General features: G+C 45.3%; 16 protein-coding genes. 7 read left to right on the top strand and 9 right to left on the bottom strand.

All coding sequences use genetic code 11. The features are described from left to right. Nucleotides 1-12: 12 nt before the first annotated feature. Nucleotides 13-984, bottom strand: a complete 972-nt coding sequence (gene ispB, locus R7Z78_RS13020; protein ID WP_005383097.1) for an octaprenyl diphosphate synthase — start codon at nt 982-984, stop codon at nt 13-15. 256 nt (nt 985-1,240) lie between these two features. Here ispB and rplU point away from each other — a divergent pair, with 256 nt between their 5' ends. From rplU to folA, 6 genes are all read left to right on the top strand, one after another. Next, on the top strand, nt 1,241-1,552 hold the full coding sequence (gene rplU, locus R7Z78_RS13015; protein ID WP_005383096.1) for a 50S ribosomal protein L21: 312 nt from the start codon (nt 1,241-1,243) through the stop codon (nt 1,550-1,552). 20 nt (nt 1,553-1,572) lie between these two features. Continuing rightward, a complete protein-coding gene (gene rpmA / locus R7Z78_RS13010; protein WP_005383095.1) occupies nt 1,573-1,830 on the top strand; it encodes a 50S ribosomal protein L27 in 258 nt (85 codons plus the stop codon). A gap of 212 nt (nt 1,831-2,042) precedes the next feature. Beyond that, on the top strand, nt 2,043-3,218 hold the full coding sequence (gene cgtA, locus R7Z78_RS13005; protein ID WP_005383091.1) for an Obg family GTPase CgtA: 1,176 nt from the start codon (nt 2,043-2,045) through the stop codon (nt 3,216-3,218). A gap of 195 nt (nt 3,219-3,413) precedes the next feature. Continuing rightward, nucleotides 3,414-4,214, top strand: a complete 801-nt coding sequence (locus R7Z78_RS13000; protein WP_005379664.1) for a threonine/serine exporter family protein — start codon at nt 3,414-3,416, stop codon at nt 4,212-4,214. Then, the gene (locus R7Z78_RS12995; protein ID WP_005379665.1) at nt 4,214-4,687 is read left to right on the top strand and encodes a threonine/serine exporter family protein; all 474 of its coding nucleotides are present in this window, start codon (nt 4,214-4,216) and stop codon (nt 4,685-4,687) included. The genes R7Z78_RS13000 and R7Z78_RS12995 overlap by 1 nt, the downstream gene beginning before the upstream one ends. Before the next feature lie 9 nt (nt 4,688-4,696). Next, the gene (gene folA / locus R7Z78_RS12990; RefSeq protein WP_005379666.1) at nt 4,697-5,176 is read left to right on the top strand and encodes a type 3 dihydrofolate reductase; all 480 of its coding nucleotides are present in this window, start codon (nt 4,697-4,699) and stop codon (nt 5,174-5,176) included. Between the two features lie 257 nt (nt 5,177-5,433). On the opposite strand, the gene apaH is transcribed toward folA, so the two are convergent. The 6 genes from apaH to lptD form a co-directional block, all read right to left on the bottom strand. Then, nucleotides 5,434-6,240 carry a bis(5'-nucleosyl)-tetraphosphatase (symmetrical) ApaH gene (apaH, locus tag R7Z78_RS12985; protein ID WP_169644226.1) on the bottom strand — a complete coding sequence of 269 codons (807 nt, stop codon included), beginning with the start codon at nt 6,238-6,240 and terminating at the stop codon, nt 5,434-5,436. Between the two features lie 15 nt (nt 6,241-6,255). Then, nucleotides 6,256-6,636, bottom strand: coding sequence for a Co2+/Mg2+ efflux protein ApaG (apaG, locus tag R7Z78_RS12980; protein WP_005379668.1), 381 nt, complete (start codon nt 6,634-6,636; stop codon nt 6,256-6,258). 75 nt (nt 6,637-6,711) lie between these two features. Further along, on the bottom strand, nt 6,712-7,521 hold the full coding sequence (gene rsmA / locus R7Z78_RS12975; protein ID WP_005379669.1) for a 16S rRNA (adenine(1518)-N(6)/adenine(1519)-N(6))-dimethyltransferase RsmA: 810 nt from the start codon (nt 7,519-7,521) through the stop codon (nt 6,712-6,714). After that, nucleotides 7,518-8,516, bottom strand: coding sequence for a 4-hydroxythreonine-4-phosphate dehydrogenase PdxA (pdxA, locus tag R7Z78_RS12970; protein WP_005383085.1), 999 nt, complete (start codon nt 8,514-8,516; stop codon nt 7,518-7,520). The genes rsmA and pdxA overlap by 4 nt, the downstream gene beginning before the upstream one ends. Next, on the bottom strand, nt 8,506-9,789 hold the full coding sequence (gene surA, locus R7Z78_RS12965; protein ID WP_005379672.1) for a peptidylprolyl isomerase SurA: 1,284 nt from the start codon (nt 9,787-9,789) through the stop codon (nt 8,506-8,508). The genes pdxA and surA overlap by 11 nt, the downstream gene beginning before the upstream one ends. A 59-nt stretch (nt 9,790-9,848) precedes the next feature. Continuing rightward, nucleotides 9,849-12,194 (bottom strand): LPS assembly protein LptD, encoded by a 2,346-nt coding sequence (lptD, locus tag R7Z78_RS12960; protein ID WP_017633466.1) that lies wholly within the window; start codon nt 12,192-12,194, stop codon nt 9,849-9,851. 266 nt (nt 12,195-12,460) lie between these two features. Here lptD and djlA point away from each other — a divergent pair, with 266 nt between their 5' ends. After that, a complete protein-coding gene (gene djlA / locus R7Z78_RS12955) occupies nt 12,461-13,315 on the top strand; it encodes a co-chaperone DjlA (RefSeq protein ID WP_005383076.1) in 855 nt (284 codons plus the stop codon). A gap of 142 nt (nt 13,316-13,457) precedes the next feature. On the opposite strand, the gene R7Z78_RS12950 is transcribed toward djlA, so the two are convergent. Both R7Z78_RS12950 and leuD read right to left on the bottom strand, forming a co-directional pair. Continuing rightward, on the bottom strand, nt 13,458-14,240 hold the full coding sequence (locus tag R7Z78_RS12950) for a DUF547 domain-containing protein (protein ID WP_169644225.1): 783 nt from the start codon (nt 14,238-14,240) through the stop codon (nt 13,458-13,460). 335 nt (nt 14,241-14,575) lie between these two features. Further along, on the bottom strand, nt 14,576-15,178 hold the full coding sequence (gene leuD / locus R7Z78_RS12945) for a 3-isopropylmalate dehydratase small subunit (RefSeq protein ID WP_005383071.1): 603 nt from the start codon (nt 15,176-15,178) through the stop codon (nt 14,576-14,578). Nucleotides 15,179-15,184 lie beyond the last annotated feature (6 nt).

Raw genomic sequence — 15,184 nt, 5'->3', positions numbered from 1 at the left:
GGTAGCTATTGATTACTTCGTGCGTTGTACTGCGACATGAGCCAGAGTAACAAGCGCTTGTTTGTATTCAGACTCTGGCAACACTGATAGTTCTGCGATTGCTTTGTCTGCTTCTTCTAGAGCTTTTTGCGTTGTGTATTCCAGAGAGCCTGCTTCTTTCATGACCGCAAGAATTTCTTCTAAGCGATCCATGCCATTCGCTTTCTCAATCGCTTCACGAATCATGATGGCGTTTTCTGGTGTGGTATTACGCATAGCATGGAGTAGAGGTAAAGTTGGCTTGCCTTCGGCCAAGTCATCACCCACATTTTTACCCATGTCTTCGCCATCAGAAGTGTAATCCATGACGTCATCAATGAGCTGAAACGCAGTGCCTAGATACTTACCGTAATTTTGCATTGCGATTTCCACATGCTCAGGAGCATCATTTAAGATTGCACCGATTTGAGTTGCGGATTCAAATAAGCGCGCAGTCTTAGAGTAGATGACTTGCATGTAGCTTTCTTCTGTCGTGTCAGGGTCGTTACAGTTCATCAACTGCTGTACTTCACCTTCGGCGATCACGTTTACGGCATTGCTCATTAGTTTAAGGATCTTCATGGATCCTAGTTCCGTCATCATCTGAAATGAGCGTGTATAGATAAAGTCCCCAACTAATACGCTAGCCGCATTGCCAAATGCTGCATTCGCAGTGGCTTTACCACGGCGCATGTCTGATTCATCTACCACGTCATCATGCAGCAAAGTCGCTGTATGGATGAACTCAATAAACGCAGCTGCCATTGTATGACCATTGCCTTGGTAACCAAGTGCACGGGCTGACAGTATCGCTAAAAGCGGTCTTAGACGTTTGCCTCCACCACTCACGATATAAAAACCGAGCTGGTTGATTAAAGAGACATCAGAATTAAGTTGGGCTTGAATTGTTTCATTCACTTTTGCCATGTCATCGGCAGTAAGCGCTTGGATAGTTTTAAAATCCATCGTATATCCGGCTGAAGTTAGACCCTGCAAGGCTTATTCGATTTATATAATTGTCGAATAATACACTAAAAAACGTTGATTAATACATTACTAAAGGGCATGATTGCCGCACTTTTCTTTGGCGATTAGCTTTTCGCCAATTTTTTCAAAATATGGCTTGTCATAGGAGCATCTATTCTGTAGAATCTGCGCCCTATTGATGATTAGTTTAGCGCACACCCTCAAGAAAGGCTGTGCGGAAAAAGCGGAGTAAAATATGTACGCTGTTTTCCAATCTGGTGGTAAACAACACCGTGTAAGCGAAGGTCAAACTCTTCGTTTAGAGAAATTAGACGTTGAAACTGGTGCAACTGTAGAATTTGATAAAGTTCTTCTTGTTGCTAACGGCGAAGACATCAAAGTTGGTGCTCCTCTTGTAGAGGGCGGCAAAATTGTTGCTGAAGTTGTGCAACACGGTCGTGGCGATAAAGTTAAAATCGTTAAGTTCCGTCGTCGTAAGCACTCTCGTAAGCAACAGGGTCACCGTCAGTGGTTCACTGAAGTGAAGATCACTGGTATCAACGCTTAATCTATTAGGAGAGTTTAACAATGGCACACAAAAAAGCTGGTGGTTCTACTCGTAACGGCCGCGATTCAGAAAGCAAACGTCTAGGTGTTAAGCGTTTCGGTGGTGAATCTGTACTTGCAGGTAACATCATCGTTCGTCAACGTGGTACTAAGTTCCACGCTGGTAACAACGTAGGTATCGGTAAAGACCACACTCTATTCGCTCTTACTGAAGGTAAAGTGAAGTTCGAAGTGAAAGGTCCTAAGAACCGTAAGTTTGTAAGCATCGAAGCTGAGTAATTAGGTTTTTAACCAAATTACTTAATAGCTTTAAGCTGAATTCAAAAGCCCTGCCGAATCGGCGGGGTTTTTTATTTGTGGCAGTCGACATATCGAAGTTTCTCGCTAAGATCCTAAGCGATTTGAATCTGGGAGCTTAGATCTGTCATCTGCTAAAATTGTCGGATGACATAGTAAGATTTAATCCACGCACGAAGTAGTCGGAGTAAAAGATGAAGTTCGTAGATGAAGCGGTAGTAAAAGTTCAGGCTGGTGATGGCGGTAGTGGCGTTGTCAGTTTCTGGCGTGAAAAATTCATCACTAAAGGTGGCCCTGATGGCGGTGATGGCGGTGACGGTGGTGATGTTTATATCCAAGCTGATGAAAACCTAAATACCCTGATTGATTACCGTTTCCAGCGCTTCTACGAAGCTGAGCGTGGTGAAAACGGTCGCGGTGGTAACTGTACAGGTAAGCGTGGTAAAGACATCGTTCTTCGTGTACCTGTGGGTACGCGCGCTGTGGATATCCACACAAATGAAATCGTGGCGGAAGTTGCTGAACACGGTAAGAAAGTGATGATCGCAAAAGGCGGTTGGCACGGTCTAGGTAACACGCGTTTCAAATCTTCAGTAAACCGCGCGCCTCGTCAGAGAACATTGGGTACAAAAGGTGAAGTACGCGAAATTCGCCTTGAGCTATTGCTTCTTGCTGATGTGGGTATGCTTGGTCTACCTAATGCTGGTAAATCAACCTTTATCCGCGCAGTATCAGCAGCAAAACCGAAAGTCGCTGATTACCCATTCACGACTTTGATCCCAAGCTTGGGTGTCGTAAGTGTCGTACCAGAGAAAAGTTTTGTTGTTGCAGACATCCCTGGTTTGATCGAGGGTGCAGCAGATGGCGCTGGCCTTGGTATTCGATTCTTGAAGCACTTAGAGCGTTGTCGAGTGTTGCTGCACATGATCGATATTATGCCAATTGATCAGTCCGATCCGGTGCAAAATGCATTGACGATCATTGATGAACTAGAACAATACAGCGAAAAACTGGCAAGTAAGCCGCGCTGGTTAGTGTTCAACAAAGTTGATCTAATGCCTGAAGAAGAAGCGAATGAGAAGATCCAAGAAATCTTAGACGCACTAGGTTGGGAAGACGAGTACTTTAAGATCTCGGCGATCAATCGTAACGGTACTAAAGAGCTTTGTTACAAACTGGCTGACTTTATGGATAACCTACCTCGCGAAGAGGAAGAAGTGGCTGAAGAAGATAAAGTTAACTTCATGTGGGATGATTACCATAAAGATGCGATGGCGGGTAAAGACGTTATCACTGAAGATGACGACGACGATTGGGATGACTGGGACGATGAAGAAGATGACGGTCACGTTGTCTACGTTCGTGACTAATCAGAACGGTCAAACAATGCCTGTTTGCCTATAATTCATTAAGCCGCAATTATTTATTGCGGCTTTTTTTGTATCTAAATCATATTTAGGTGATGTGATTTACGGCACAATAACCGATACGTCGTGTTTTTTGAGGGTTAGTTTGGCCCTCGCGCGTATGAATGAGTAACACCCTAAAAGGAATTAGACTTATTTATGACTCTAGAAACCATACCGCCTAGAGAGTTGGCGGTATCTACTCAACGATCGATTTCTCGTCTTGTCGCCCAAGCCGGACAAATGCTACTTGCTCATGGTGCTGAAAGTACTCTTGTGAGCGATATTATGCGTCGTATTGGCCTTGCTTGTGGGGTGAATGAAGTTGCGGTAGCACTATCAGCTAATGCATTGGTTGTGACGACGGTAATGGATGGGCATTGCATCACCACCACCCGAAGCTGCGCTGATCGTGGCATCAATATGCGCGTTATTACGCAAATTCAACGAATCTGTATCATGATGGAACGTGGTTTGCTCGATTCAACCATGGCGCAGAAAAAGCTGAACGCTATCAGTCCAGAGCGTTATAACCGCTGGTTGGTGGTGTTTATGATTGGCTTGTCTTGTGCGGCATTCAGTCATCTAGCTGGTGGTGATTGGGGAGTATTCATTATGACCTTTTTAGCTTCAGCTGGTGGCATGATCGTTCGCCAAGAAATTGGTCATCGTCATTTCAACCCTCTATTGAACTTTGCTGCGACCGCTTTTGTGACCACCTTAATTTCAGCACAGGCGGAAATTTACCAAATCGGTAATCTACCTACCGTAGCAATGGCATCGTCAGTATTAATGCTTGTACCTGGTTTCCCACTCATTAACTCTGTCGCAGATATGTTGAAAGGCCACATTAATATGGGGATTGCTCGATTTGTGATGGCTAGTTTACTAACGTTGGCGACATGTTTGGGGATCGTTGCTGCGATGAGTGTAACTGGAATTTGGGGGTGGGCTATCTAATGAGTTTATTTGATTTGATGTTTGGCCTTTTGAATGACATGTTTTTTGCGGCGATTCCCGCTGTAGGATTTGCATTGGTTTTTAACGTACCACAAAGAGCTTTAGTGTATTGCGCTGTTGGTGGCGCGATTGGTCATGGTAGCCGCTACTTGATGATGCAGTTTGGCATTCCTATTGAGTGGGCAACCTTTTTTGCTGCGACGTTAGTTGGGATGATTGGTGTGTACTGGTCTCACCGTTTTCTCGCGCATCCAAAAGTGTTTACTGTGGCTGCTTTGATCCCGATGGTGCCGGGTGTGTTTGCGTACAAAGCAATGATCGCTATGGTAGAAATCAATCATGTTGGCTACTCACCCGAGCTTGTCGCAACCTGTATGGAAAACTTTCTTAAGGCCATGTTTATTATTGCAGGTTTAGCTGTTGGTCTTGCGGTTCCAGGGCTGTTATTCTATCGCCGCAGACCAATTGTATAAGGACCTAACATGATCATTAGTATGATTGCCGCGATGGCCGACAATCGCATCATTGGCAAAGACAATCAAATGCCTTGGCATCTTCCCGCCGATTTCGCTTGGTTTAAGCGTTGTACCATGGGAAAACCGGTTGTGATGGGACGCAAAACCTATGAGTCTATTGGTCGCCCTTTACCTGGTCGCTTGAATATTGTTATTAGCCGTGATGAGACACTAAAGATCGAAGGTGTCACTACCGTAACATCGATTGAGCAGGCTCTGGAAGTCGCAGGTGATGTGGAAGAAGTGATGATCATTGGTGGTGGTGCGATTTACACCACTTGTCTGCCTATGGCCAATAAACTGTATGTAACACACATTGAAGCGGCCATTGATGGTGATACTCAGTTCCCAGATTGGGGAGACGAGTTTAAGGAAACTTACTCAGAAATGTATCAAGCCGATGAGAAGAACGCCTACAACATGCGTTTTACGGTGTTAGAGAAGTAATTCGAGATTAAAACGGGGTAATGCCGTTCGTATAGCAGCGAGCGGTCATCCCAACCTACCGTCATCCTGAAAAGCGACGAACGAGCGAGGTTCAGGAGCCTCTATACGAGTACTTTGTTGTCAAAGGTATTTCTATCTATTCGCAGCGCGAGGATATTAGATTCCTAGTCTCGTTAAGGCTCGTTGGAATGACCCTACAGGAGGTGTTAAGTGACAGGTATTCCTCCTACTATGGATTATCGACTGTTATTCAGTGTTTAACTTAACGCATCCTGAGTAAAAATTTTCTTATCTTCCCAACGGATCATGGTTAGGCTTCCGCCCCAAACACAGCCAGTATCTAGCCCGATGACTTCGTTGTTCATATAACCTTGCAGTGCAGCCCAGTGCCCAAAGAGCACCGCTTTGTTTAAGTGGATACGTTTAGGCACCTCAAACCATGGAATAAGTTCGTTACCGGAAACTTGTTGCGGTGGCAATTTACAATCCATATCCAAACGACCATCAGGGAAACAAAAGCGCATCCGCGTAAAAGCATTGATAATATAACGGTATCGGTCCAAACCCTGTAGAGAGTCATCCCAGGAATCAGGTTGATTGCTGTACATGTTTTTTAATAGCCAAGGCAGCTCTTCACTTTGGATGATGCGCTCAACTTCACGGGCACACTTTCTCGCTGTTTTTAGATTCCACTGCGGTGATATGCCAGCGTGACACATCACGAACTCGTCATGCTCGGCCATTAGAGGTTGCTGAGCTAGCCATGTCAGTAGTTCCTCTTTGTCAGGGGCCGTGAAAATAGGTGCGGTTCTATCTTTGTCTTTGACCTTTTTTATCCCGTGAGCCACTGCGAGAAGGTGAAGGTCGTGATTACCAAGCACCACGATTGCGCTTGCGCCAAGTGACTTCACAAAGCGTAACGTTTCTAGTGATTTAGGCCCTCTGGCGACCAAATCACCAGCAAGCCAAAGTTGGTCTTTTTTCGCAGAGAAAGATACTTTTTCTAGTAATCGCTGCAATTCATCAAAACAGCCTTGGATGTCACCAACAATATAGGTAGCCACTGAATCTCCAATTTACTAATTTAAAACATTTGGAACAGCCAAGCGAAATGGTTCGATTTCGGTGATGAACTCTTGCCCTTTCTCATCCAGCATTTTGTAGTGTCCTTGCATAACGCCGACAGGGGTTTCTAACGCGGTTCCGCTACTGTACGTGTATTCATCATTGCTTGGAATAAAGGGCTGCTGGCCTACCACTCCGTCACCTTCAACCGTCATTTGCTTGCCATTCGAGTCTGTGATTAGCCAGCGGCGGCTCACTAACTGTACGGTTTGTTGGCTAAGGTTTTTGATGGTGATGATATAAGCGAAAACGTAGCGTTGTAGCTCTGGGTTGGACTGTTCTTCGATGTATTTGGTGTGAACTTGAATTTTGATGCAAGGTTGAATGACGTCCATGTGCACTCCTCAGAAACGTAATATCCCAATAATAATAAGCCAAACCTACAAGGGTTTGGCTCATTGTTTGAGTTCTTAGTGCTGCGGGTTATCCGCAAGCCAGTTCGCCATTGCGACGAATTGTTCTAGCGTCAGGTTCTCTGGACGCATGCTTGGATTAACACCTAGCTCTTCTAGTACTTCTGTGCTTAACAACGATTTGTAGCAGTTACGAACTGTTTTACGACGTTGGTTAAAGCCTTCACGACAAACGCGATCGAGCAAACGCAGATCTTTCGCCGGGCATGGCAGCTCTTCGTAAGGCACTAAACGAACAACGGCAGAGTCCACTTTCGGTGGTGGAACGAATGCCGTTGGCGGTACTTCCAGTACTGGTACCACTTTACAGTAGTACTGAGCCATTACCGTTAAGCGGCCGTAAGCTTTGCTGCCAGGGCCGGCGGCTAAGCGGTTTACCACTTCTTTTTGCAGCATAAAGTGCATGTCTTGAATGTCTTTATGGAACTCAAAAAGGTGGAACATCAATGGTGTAGAGATGTTGTATGGCAAGTTACCAAAAATGCGCAGCTTGTTGTTTGGCTTCACTAGTTGAGTGAAGTCAAAACGCATAGCGTCACCCTCATGGATGGTCAACTTATCTGCCAGTTCAGGGTGAGTACGTAGGCGTTCCGCCAGATCGCGGTCTAATTCGATAACTGTGAACTTATCTACTTCACGACCTACTGGCTCAGTGATTGCACCAAGACCAGGACCGATTTCAACCAGGTTTTGACCTGGTTTTGGGTTAATCGCTGATACGATTCCATCAATAATGTATGGATCGTTCAGGAAGTTTTGACCAAAACGTTTACGCGCTTTGTGTCCTAAATGGACATCATTTCTCATTGTTTCTTCTCTACCAAATCTATCGCATGCGTGAGCGCTGTTCGGAAACTCCCTGTATCCGCTTGACCTGTCCCTGCCAGATCTAATGCAGTACCGTGGTCCACCGATGTTCTAATAAAAGGTAGACCAAGAGTAATGTTTACTGAACGACCAAAGCCTTTGTATTTTAATACTGGCAACACTTGATCATGGTACATGCCTAAAACAGCATCAGCATCATTTAAATATTTTTCATTGAAAATGGTATCAGCCGGCAGAGGGCCGATCAGGTTGATACCTTTTTCTTGTCGAATTTTTTCCAGTGTCGGAGTGATGGTTTCGATCTCTTCACGACCTAAGCAGCCATCTTCGCCAGCATGAGGGTTAAGCCCGCAAACGTAGATGTTTGGTTGTGCGATAGCAAACTTTTCTACAAGGTCTTTATGAAGAATATCGATGATTTTTTCTAATCGCTCTTCGGTGACAGCTTTGGACACATAAGCTAAAGGAATATGTGTTGTAACCAGCGCCACGCGTAGTCCTTCCGTTGCTAGCATCATTACGACTAGCGGCGTTTGTGACTTCTCGGCGAAAAATTCAGTATGACCACTGAATGCAACACCTGCGCGATTAATCACCCCCTTATGAACAGGGCCGGTGACAATAGCATCAAATTCATCATTCATACAGCCTAAAGCCGCTCTTTCTAGCGTTTTTAGTACATAGTGGCCATTCGCTTCATTGAGCTCGCCTGCGACCGCAGGTTCCGATATTTGGATATGGTCAACGATAAGCGTGCCCGCTTTTTGTGCTTTAGGTGCTTCTTCTGGATTGTAATCAGACAGTTGGACTTCGATGCCAAGCTGCTTGGCTCGCTCCGTCAGCATATTCTTATCGGCACAGACGACAATTTGGTGCGCCCAATCTTCTTTCGATAGGGCAAGCACTAAGTCTGGGCCGATACCCGCAGGTTCCCCTGCGGTTACGACAATTCTACGAATTGTATTAGTTGTCATTGTTGTCATCCACGATTTCAACAAACGCACTTGCGCGTAGCTCTTGCATCCATGCGCCCGCTTCTTCATTAAATTTACGATTAAATAGAATACGGTAAGCTTTGTTCTTCATCGCTGAGTCAGTGCGGTCAACTTGGCGACGATCCAACACTTCAACGATATGCCAGCCGTGAACGGTTTTGAACGGTTCGCTGATTGAGCCAACTGGCAGAGTTTCTACTTGGTGCTTGAATTCTGGCACGTAAAGATCTGGTGTTTGATAACCTAGTTCACCGTCTTGTGCTGCCGAGCCAGGATCTTGACTGTATTGTGTTGCCAATTGAGCGAACGTTGCTTCACCGGCTTTGATACGGCGTACAAATTCATTCAGTTGCTTCTTCGCCCCTTCGTCGCTCAGAATCACGGTTGGTTTAATCAAAATATGACGCGCATTTACTTCCGTTACCGCAACCGTTTCTAGGCCTTTTACATCCTCTATTTTTAGGATGTGGAAACCAACGCCACTACGGAATGGACCAATAATGCTGCCTTTGTTTTGCATCTTGATCTGATCAGCAAAGATGGTTGGCATCTCTTCTTTACGCATCCATCCCCAATCACCACCCTGTAAAGCTTTAGGACCTTTTGAGTAGGTGTAGGCCATCTCCGTAAAGTCTGCACCTTCGTTTAGCTTTTTCGCGAGCGCTTTAGCTTCTGCTTCTACAGCTGACTTTTCTTTATCGTCAGAGAAGCGCAGTTGAATGTGTCCAATTTTGTATTGAACAGTCGCATTGGTTTCTTGTGATAGTTGCTCAGCAAGGCTATCGACCTCTGCTGGAAGGATATTAATACGGCGACGAACCAGTGCATTGCGAGCTTCTGATGCGGCGATTTCCTTACGAATTTGTTCGCGGAATTCTGGGTAACTTAAACCTTCACTTTCTACAGAAGCGGCGAGTTGTTCTACCGATTGCTCATTATTACGCGCGATCTCTGCAATCGCTTGGTTTAAACGGTTGTCGTCAATACGCACACCAATACGGTCTGCTTCTTGGCCTTGCAACGTATCAATGATAAGTTTTTCAACGACTTGTTCTTTTAACACGCTGGTAGAAGGTAAGCTCTTTCCACTTTGACGTGCGTTGGCTTGCAGCGTTTTCATCGCTGTTTCGATGTCGCTTTGTAGAACTACACCGTCATTCACGATGACCGCAACCTTATCGATCTCTACTGGTGCTGCAACCGCTCCGCAAGAGAGTAGGGTCGTGAATAAGATTGATTTCCAAATTTTCATTTAAAATTCCGTCAGTATTTTTGAATAGGCGTCTTATTCATTTAAGACGCCTATTTTGATTAATTGTTCAGATAGAATGGGCGGCCGTACTTAATCGCGTTGTCAGAACCATCCAGTTCTTTGACAGCAGTGTCTTCACGCTGGTTGGTCGCAAAGCCTTGAATACCGAAGTTAACGCTGAAGTTATTTTCGTATTCAGGTGATGCCCCGGTGCTGCCGATAGCTTGGTCTTCCCAACCAAGCAATTGGTTTGAGTAAGTGACGCCAATGTACCAACAGTCAGATTGGTAACGCAGGCTCGCTAACCATTCTAGGTCCGCATTTTCATTGAGGTCGTAGTAGTATTGACCACTCGCAGACCAGTTCGGGTTGAACTCGTAGGCCGCTACAATACCTGCTTGAGAAATACCTTTACGAGTAATTGTGTCTAGGTTTTCGAGAATGATCGTATCTTCGATGTATTCACGCGTAACGTAGCGATAGTTACCCTGAATAAAGCCGCCGTTGAATTGGTATTCCAAGGTACTGTTTGCCAACTGCATGGAGCTCAAATCAATATCGTATTGAATTCCACCGTGATAGAACAAGTAATCGTTGTAGTTGAAATCAGCTTCAATCGCCCATGATGAGTAATTGGTGGTCTCATCCGGAAGATTTGGGCTGTTGCTCAGTTTGGTCTTTTTATCGAAGTAGTAAATCTGACCAAATGAAACGTTAAGACGCTCTTTATAGTCATCATCAAAGAAGCGAGTACTCGCACCGTAGCTTAACTGGTTCGCCGAGGCGATTTTATCAATGCCACTGTACTTACGACTGCGGAATAGCCCGTAGTAGTCGGTTTGTAGCAAGGTGGTATCGTAGTTGTAGATATTGGTTTGATCTTCTTCAGGTACGTACAAGTACTGCAGCTGAGGCTCCAGTGTTTGTGTGTAGCCCTTGATCCAGCTTGTATCTCGCTCTAAGTAAAGTTGCGCATGCGTACGGAACTCAGGAATAACACGAGAAACTTCATCATCCAACTGGTTTTGCAAGTTTACATCAGTCAAACCCGTTAAGTCTTGAGAGTAATACGTAGAGAGCACACGCGCTTCTGTTGTCCACGTTGCCCATGAGTTTGAGAGTGGTAATGTAAGCCCTGGTTCAATGTGAACACGGGTCGCATTTGGTCGCGCAGCATCGCTCGTATCGAAGCGGCTGACTTGGCTCTTCACGTCAAAGTTAAGGTAATCTCCCCACAACGGCGTGTAGTAGTTCAAGTCTAACTGGGGAAGCAGGCGATAAGGGCGGTTCTCTTCTTTCAATAAGATTTGGAAGTCACGAACGGTTAACGAGGCATCCCAGAAGTCAGAACGATATTGTACTTGTCCTTCTTGAACCAGTTGACCATCTTCACGGTTACCAATGTCGGAGTCGAGATCGAGGAAGTAATCAATATCACTCACTTTTGAGTAATCGACTTTGACTATCCACTGTTTATTGATGATACCGTCGTGTTTAACTTGGTAGCCCCAACGAGACTCGTCTTGATATTTGCGATCGCTATTGAGGTATTCGCCTTTGATTTCACCATTCCCCCAACCATCCGTTAGGTAGCGGAAATCAGTATCGAGTTTTGTTCCACGCTGCTGCATATAGAGCGTGGTGAGCGTCATGTCATATTGAGGCGCGATGTTCCAATAGAATGGCACCTCGACTTCCATACCATCGCTAGAACCATACGATAAAGAAGGGAAGAGGAAACCCGTTTTACGCGTATCTCCAATTGGCATGGTTAGATACGGCACATAGAAAACAGGCACATCTAACACTTCAAATCGAGGATGGTGCAGCGTCGCTGTCTCTTCATCTTGGTCAACATCGATGCCTGACGCAACCAATCGCCATGAATTATCGCCTTGAGGGCACGATGTGATAGAGCCATCTTCGAGTTCATAAACCGACTGACCTGTGCGAGCGATATAGGCTGCAGTGCCTCGGCCTTGTTGGCAAAGGAACTGATAATCGGTGTTCTCAAGTGAAAACGTATCTTGATTAATGTCGTTAGTAACACGATCAGATCGAGCTTTGACTTGGCCGTCATTGAAAGTCACGTTGCCTTCGGCAACCACGACGTTGTCTTGTTGGTGCAGCGTTACGCTATCTGCGGTAATTTTCTTCGGGCCTTGGGTGACTTGTACATTACCTGAGTACTGAGCTTTGTCACCATTGATGGCTTGCAGGGTGTCAGCTTCTACCACTACTGGGGTATTAAGAGCGTCCTCCTCGCCACTTGTGTCGACCAAACATTGATCTGTGGCGGGCATTTCCTGCACACTATCATGGATATTCGCTTCAGCTTGAGTGGTGGGTACAAACAAGGCGGTGCTGATAGAGGCCGCTAAAAATGTGCGGGAGAAATGTTGCATTGAATTGAACTTTCCTGTGTCACTACTACTCGATGGCTATAGGGCTTGTTGTACCCTAGCGTAATAGCCAAATGAATCAACTATAGTCGCATTTATCCCAGCGTATTGATTCACTGTGGCATAATGACGACAAAATAGCTGCAAAGATAAGCAGGCGAAATGGCCTAGCCGAAATAAAACTAATTCCATTATCATAAAGGAAATCGTTGCATCCGGCACTATAAGACCGCCGTCGTCGATAAAAATTCATTGATAGAGAACACATAATGCATATTTTTGGCAAAATTCTGGGTGCCTTTTTTGGCTTGTTACTTGGCGGGCCGCTAGGTTTACTCTTTGGCTTATTTATTGGCCATCAATTCGATAAAGCACGTCGCTTGAGTCAAGCCGGATTCTCTACTGGCGGCTTTGGAAAAGGGCCAAGTCAAGCTCAACGCCAGGAAGAGTTTTTTAAAGCGGCGTTTGCGGTAATGGGACATGTGGCAAAAGCGAAAGGCCAAGTCACCAAAGAGGAAATCCAACTGGCTTCTGCCATGATGGACCGCATGAATTTGCATGGCGAACAGCGTCGCGCAGCGCAAGACGCGTTTCGTGAAGGTAAAGACAGCGACTTTCCGTTAGAAGATGTTCTTGTTCGTGTGAAAATTTCGACAGCTGGTCGCTTTGACTTGTTGCAATTTTTCTTAGAGCTGCAAATCTCGGCGGCCTTTGCCGATGGATCGATCCACCCGAGTGAACGAAATGTACTACACAAGATTGCACGTGGTTTGGGTTTCTCTTCTGAGCAATTAGAGCGTCGTTTGCAAATGCAAGAAGCCGCATTTCGTTTCCAAAGCCAGGGCGGTTTTCATGGTCAGCATCAAGGCCAATCTTCAGGTGGTAGCTGGCAACAAGCTTCACAAGCGGATCAGTTGGCCGACGCGTACAAAATTCTGGATGTGTCTTCAGATGCCGACAGTAAAACCGTTAAGCGTGCTTATCGTAAACTGATGAACGAGCATCACCCGGACAAATTGATGGCTAAAGGTTTACCACCAGAGATGATGAACGTCGCGAAAGAGAAATCTCAAGAGATTCAAAACGCTTACGATCTTATTAAGAAGGTTAAAGGCTTTAAGTAGTCGGACGTTTTCTATCAAACATTTGGATGTAAAAAAGGGCACTCAGTGCCCTTTTTTTCATGTCTTAGTCTTTGAGTTGCCGGTGTCTTTATCTTTTGGCCTATTATGTCCCTAATGCTAATTGACCTCACATCCCCCCAGTTTAGTTGGCTTGATTCAAGTCCCAATCGTATTCGTATTTCACTTTGCCAGAGAAGTTTTTGTATTGCGGAGCATACTTTGCGATGTGGTTGAAGACTTGTTTCTCTCCACCAAAGTCCGCTGCAAACCAATCATAAATAGAAGACAGCTGCGCCGTGTTTCCTTGGATAGATACGCCTTTGCTGCTGTTGATAAATGTTTTGGCGGCACTATCCAGTAGAGCTTGCGTGTTGTCAGCAGTGAATGCTTGAGCTTGTAGGTTAGGGCATCCCAAACTTGCACAATTTACGGCGTAATGCGTCCTTGGGTCATTCCAAATTGGACGCAAAATTCGATGTTCAATATCGTTTAAAGTTAGATCCTTCCCATTGACCACGACCACATCGTCTCCCCAAGGACCAAAGCTAAATAAACCACCTAGCTTGGTGATTGATTCGACTGGATAGTTATCCAAAATAAGATCTACCGTGATGGCGTTGTAAAGGTTTACCCAATAGGCATATTGCTCTGCTTGGCTGTATTGTAGAGGGTCTAGTTTTGCCAAACGCTGGATGTATTGTTTCAGCTTAGTTTTATCGACAGAGGAGACTTGGCTATAACGAAACAAGGTATTCTCGCCTTGTTCAACTAAATAAGTATCGAGCAGTTGTTGCCATTCTTGATGAGAAATTTGGGTTTGGTTGGCTTGATTCGATTGTTTCCAATATGGCCATAAGTCGGATTTAGGCGCGGACAATGTCGAGAAAGAAACCAGAGCACACAACAGCAATAACAGACGCTTCATAGAGATACCTTTGAATGAGATATTGTTGATAGTGTAGACCAGTTTAGTGCTTGTTTTCTTTCAGTAATCAGTGGCCTTTATTCGCTGTCATTCCGAGGAGCATAAGCGATATCAGGAATCTAATACCCACAAACTCTTGAGTAAAGACAGTATGAATCTGTACAGTGCGCTCTGGTAGTCGATCCTGAATCACGTTCCTTCGTCGCTGTTCAGGATGACGAATTTCAACAGAGGCGTTCGGTATTCTGTAAGCAAAGCGATATGAGATCAGTCACCCAAAACAAATCAAGGGCCGACAATTGCCAGCCCTTGATTTGTGTATTTACTAACGCGTCTTAACGCAAGAAGCTTGGAATATTCGCTTCGTACTCAGCAATCTTATCTTCGTGTTGAAGGGTTAGGCCAATGTTGTCCAAACCGTTTAGCAAGCAATGACGACGGAACGAATCGATTTCAAAACCATATTCTTTGCCGTTGGCACGAACGACATTCGCTTCTAGGTCGACCTCGACTTCTGCACCTTCATTTGCCTCAACAAACTGGAAGATTTCATCCACTTCTTGTTCAGTCAAACGAACTGGCACCATTTGGTTGTTGATCGAGTTGCCGTAAAAAATATCGGCAAAGCTTGGTGCGATCATCGCTTTGATGCCGTAATCCGCTAGTGCCCACGGTGCGTGCTCACGAGATGAGCCACAGCCGAAGTTTTCACGAGCCAGCAAGATAGACGCGCCTTGGTAGCGAGGTGCGTTCATCACGAACTCTGGATTTGGCTGTTCGCCAGCATCGTCTAGGAAGCGCCAGTCATGGAATAGGTGCTTACCAAACCCTAGGCGGGAGACCTTTTGTAGGAACTGCTTTGGAATGATGGCATCAGTATCAACGTTCGCTGCATCTAGAGGAACAACTAAGCCTGTGTGTTGTTTAAAGCCTGACATTGGTTT

Origin of the sequence: Vibrio sp. 1167, assembly GCF_033340375.1 — a bacterium.
Classification (GTDB): domain Bacteria; phylum Pseudomonadota; class Gammaproteobacteria; order Enterobacterales; family Vibrionaceae; genus Vibrio; species Vibrio alginolyticus.
The sequence above is the reverse complement of the archived record's forward strand: the minus strand, read 5'-3'. Positions and strand labels throughout refer to the sequence as shown.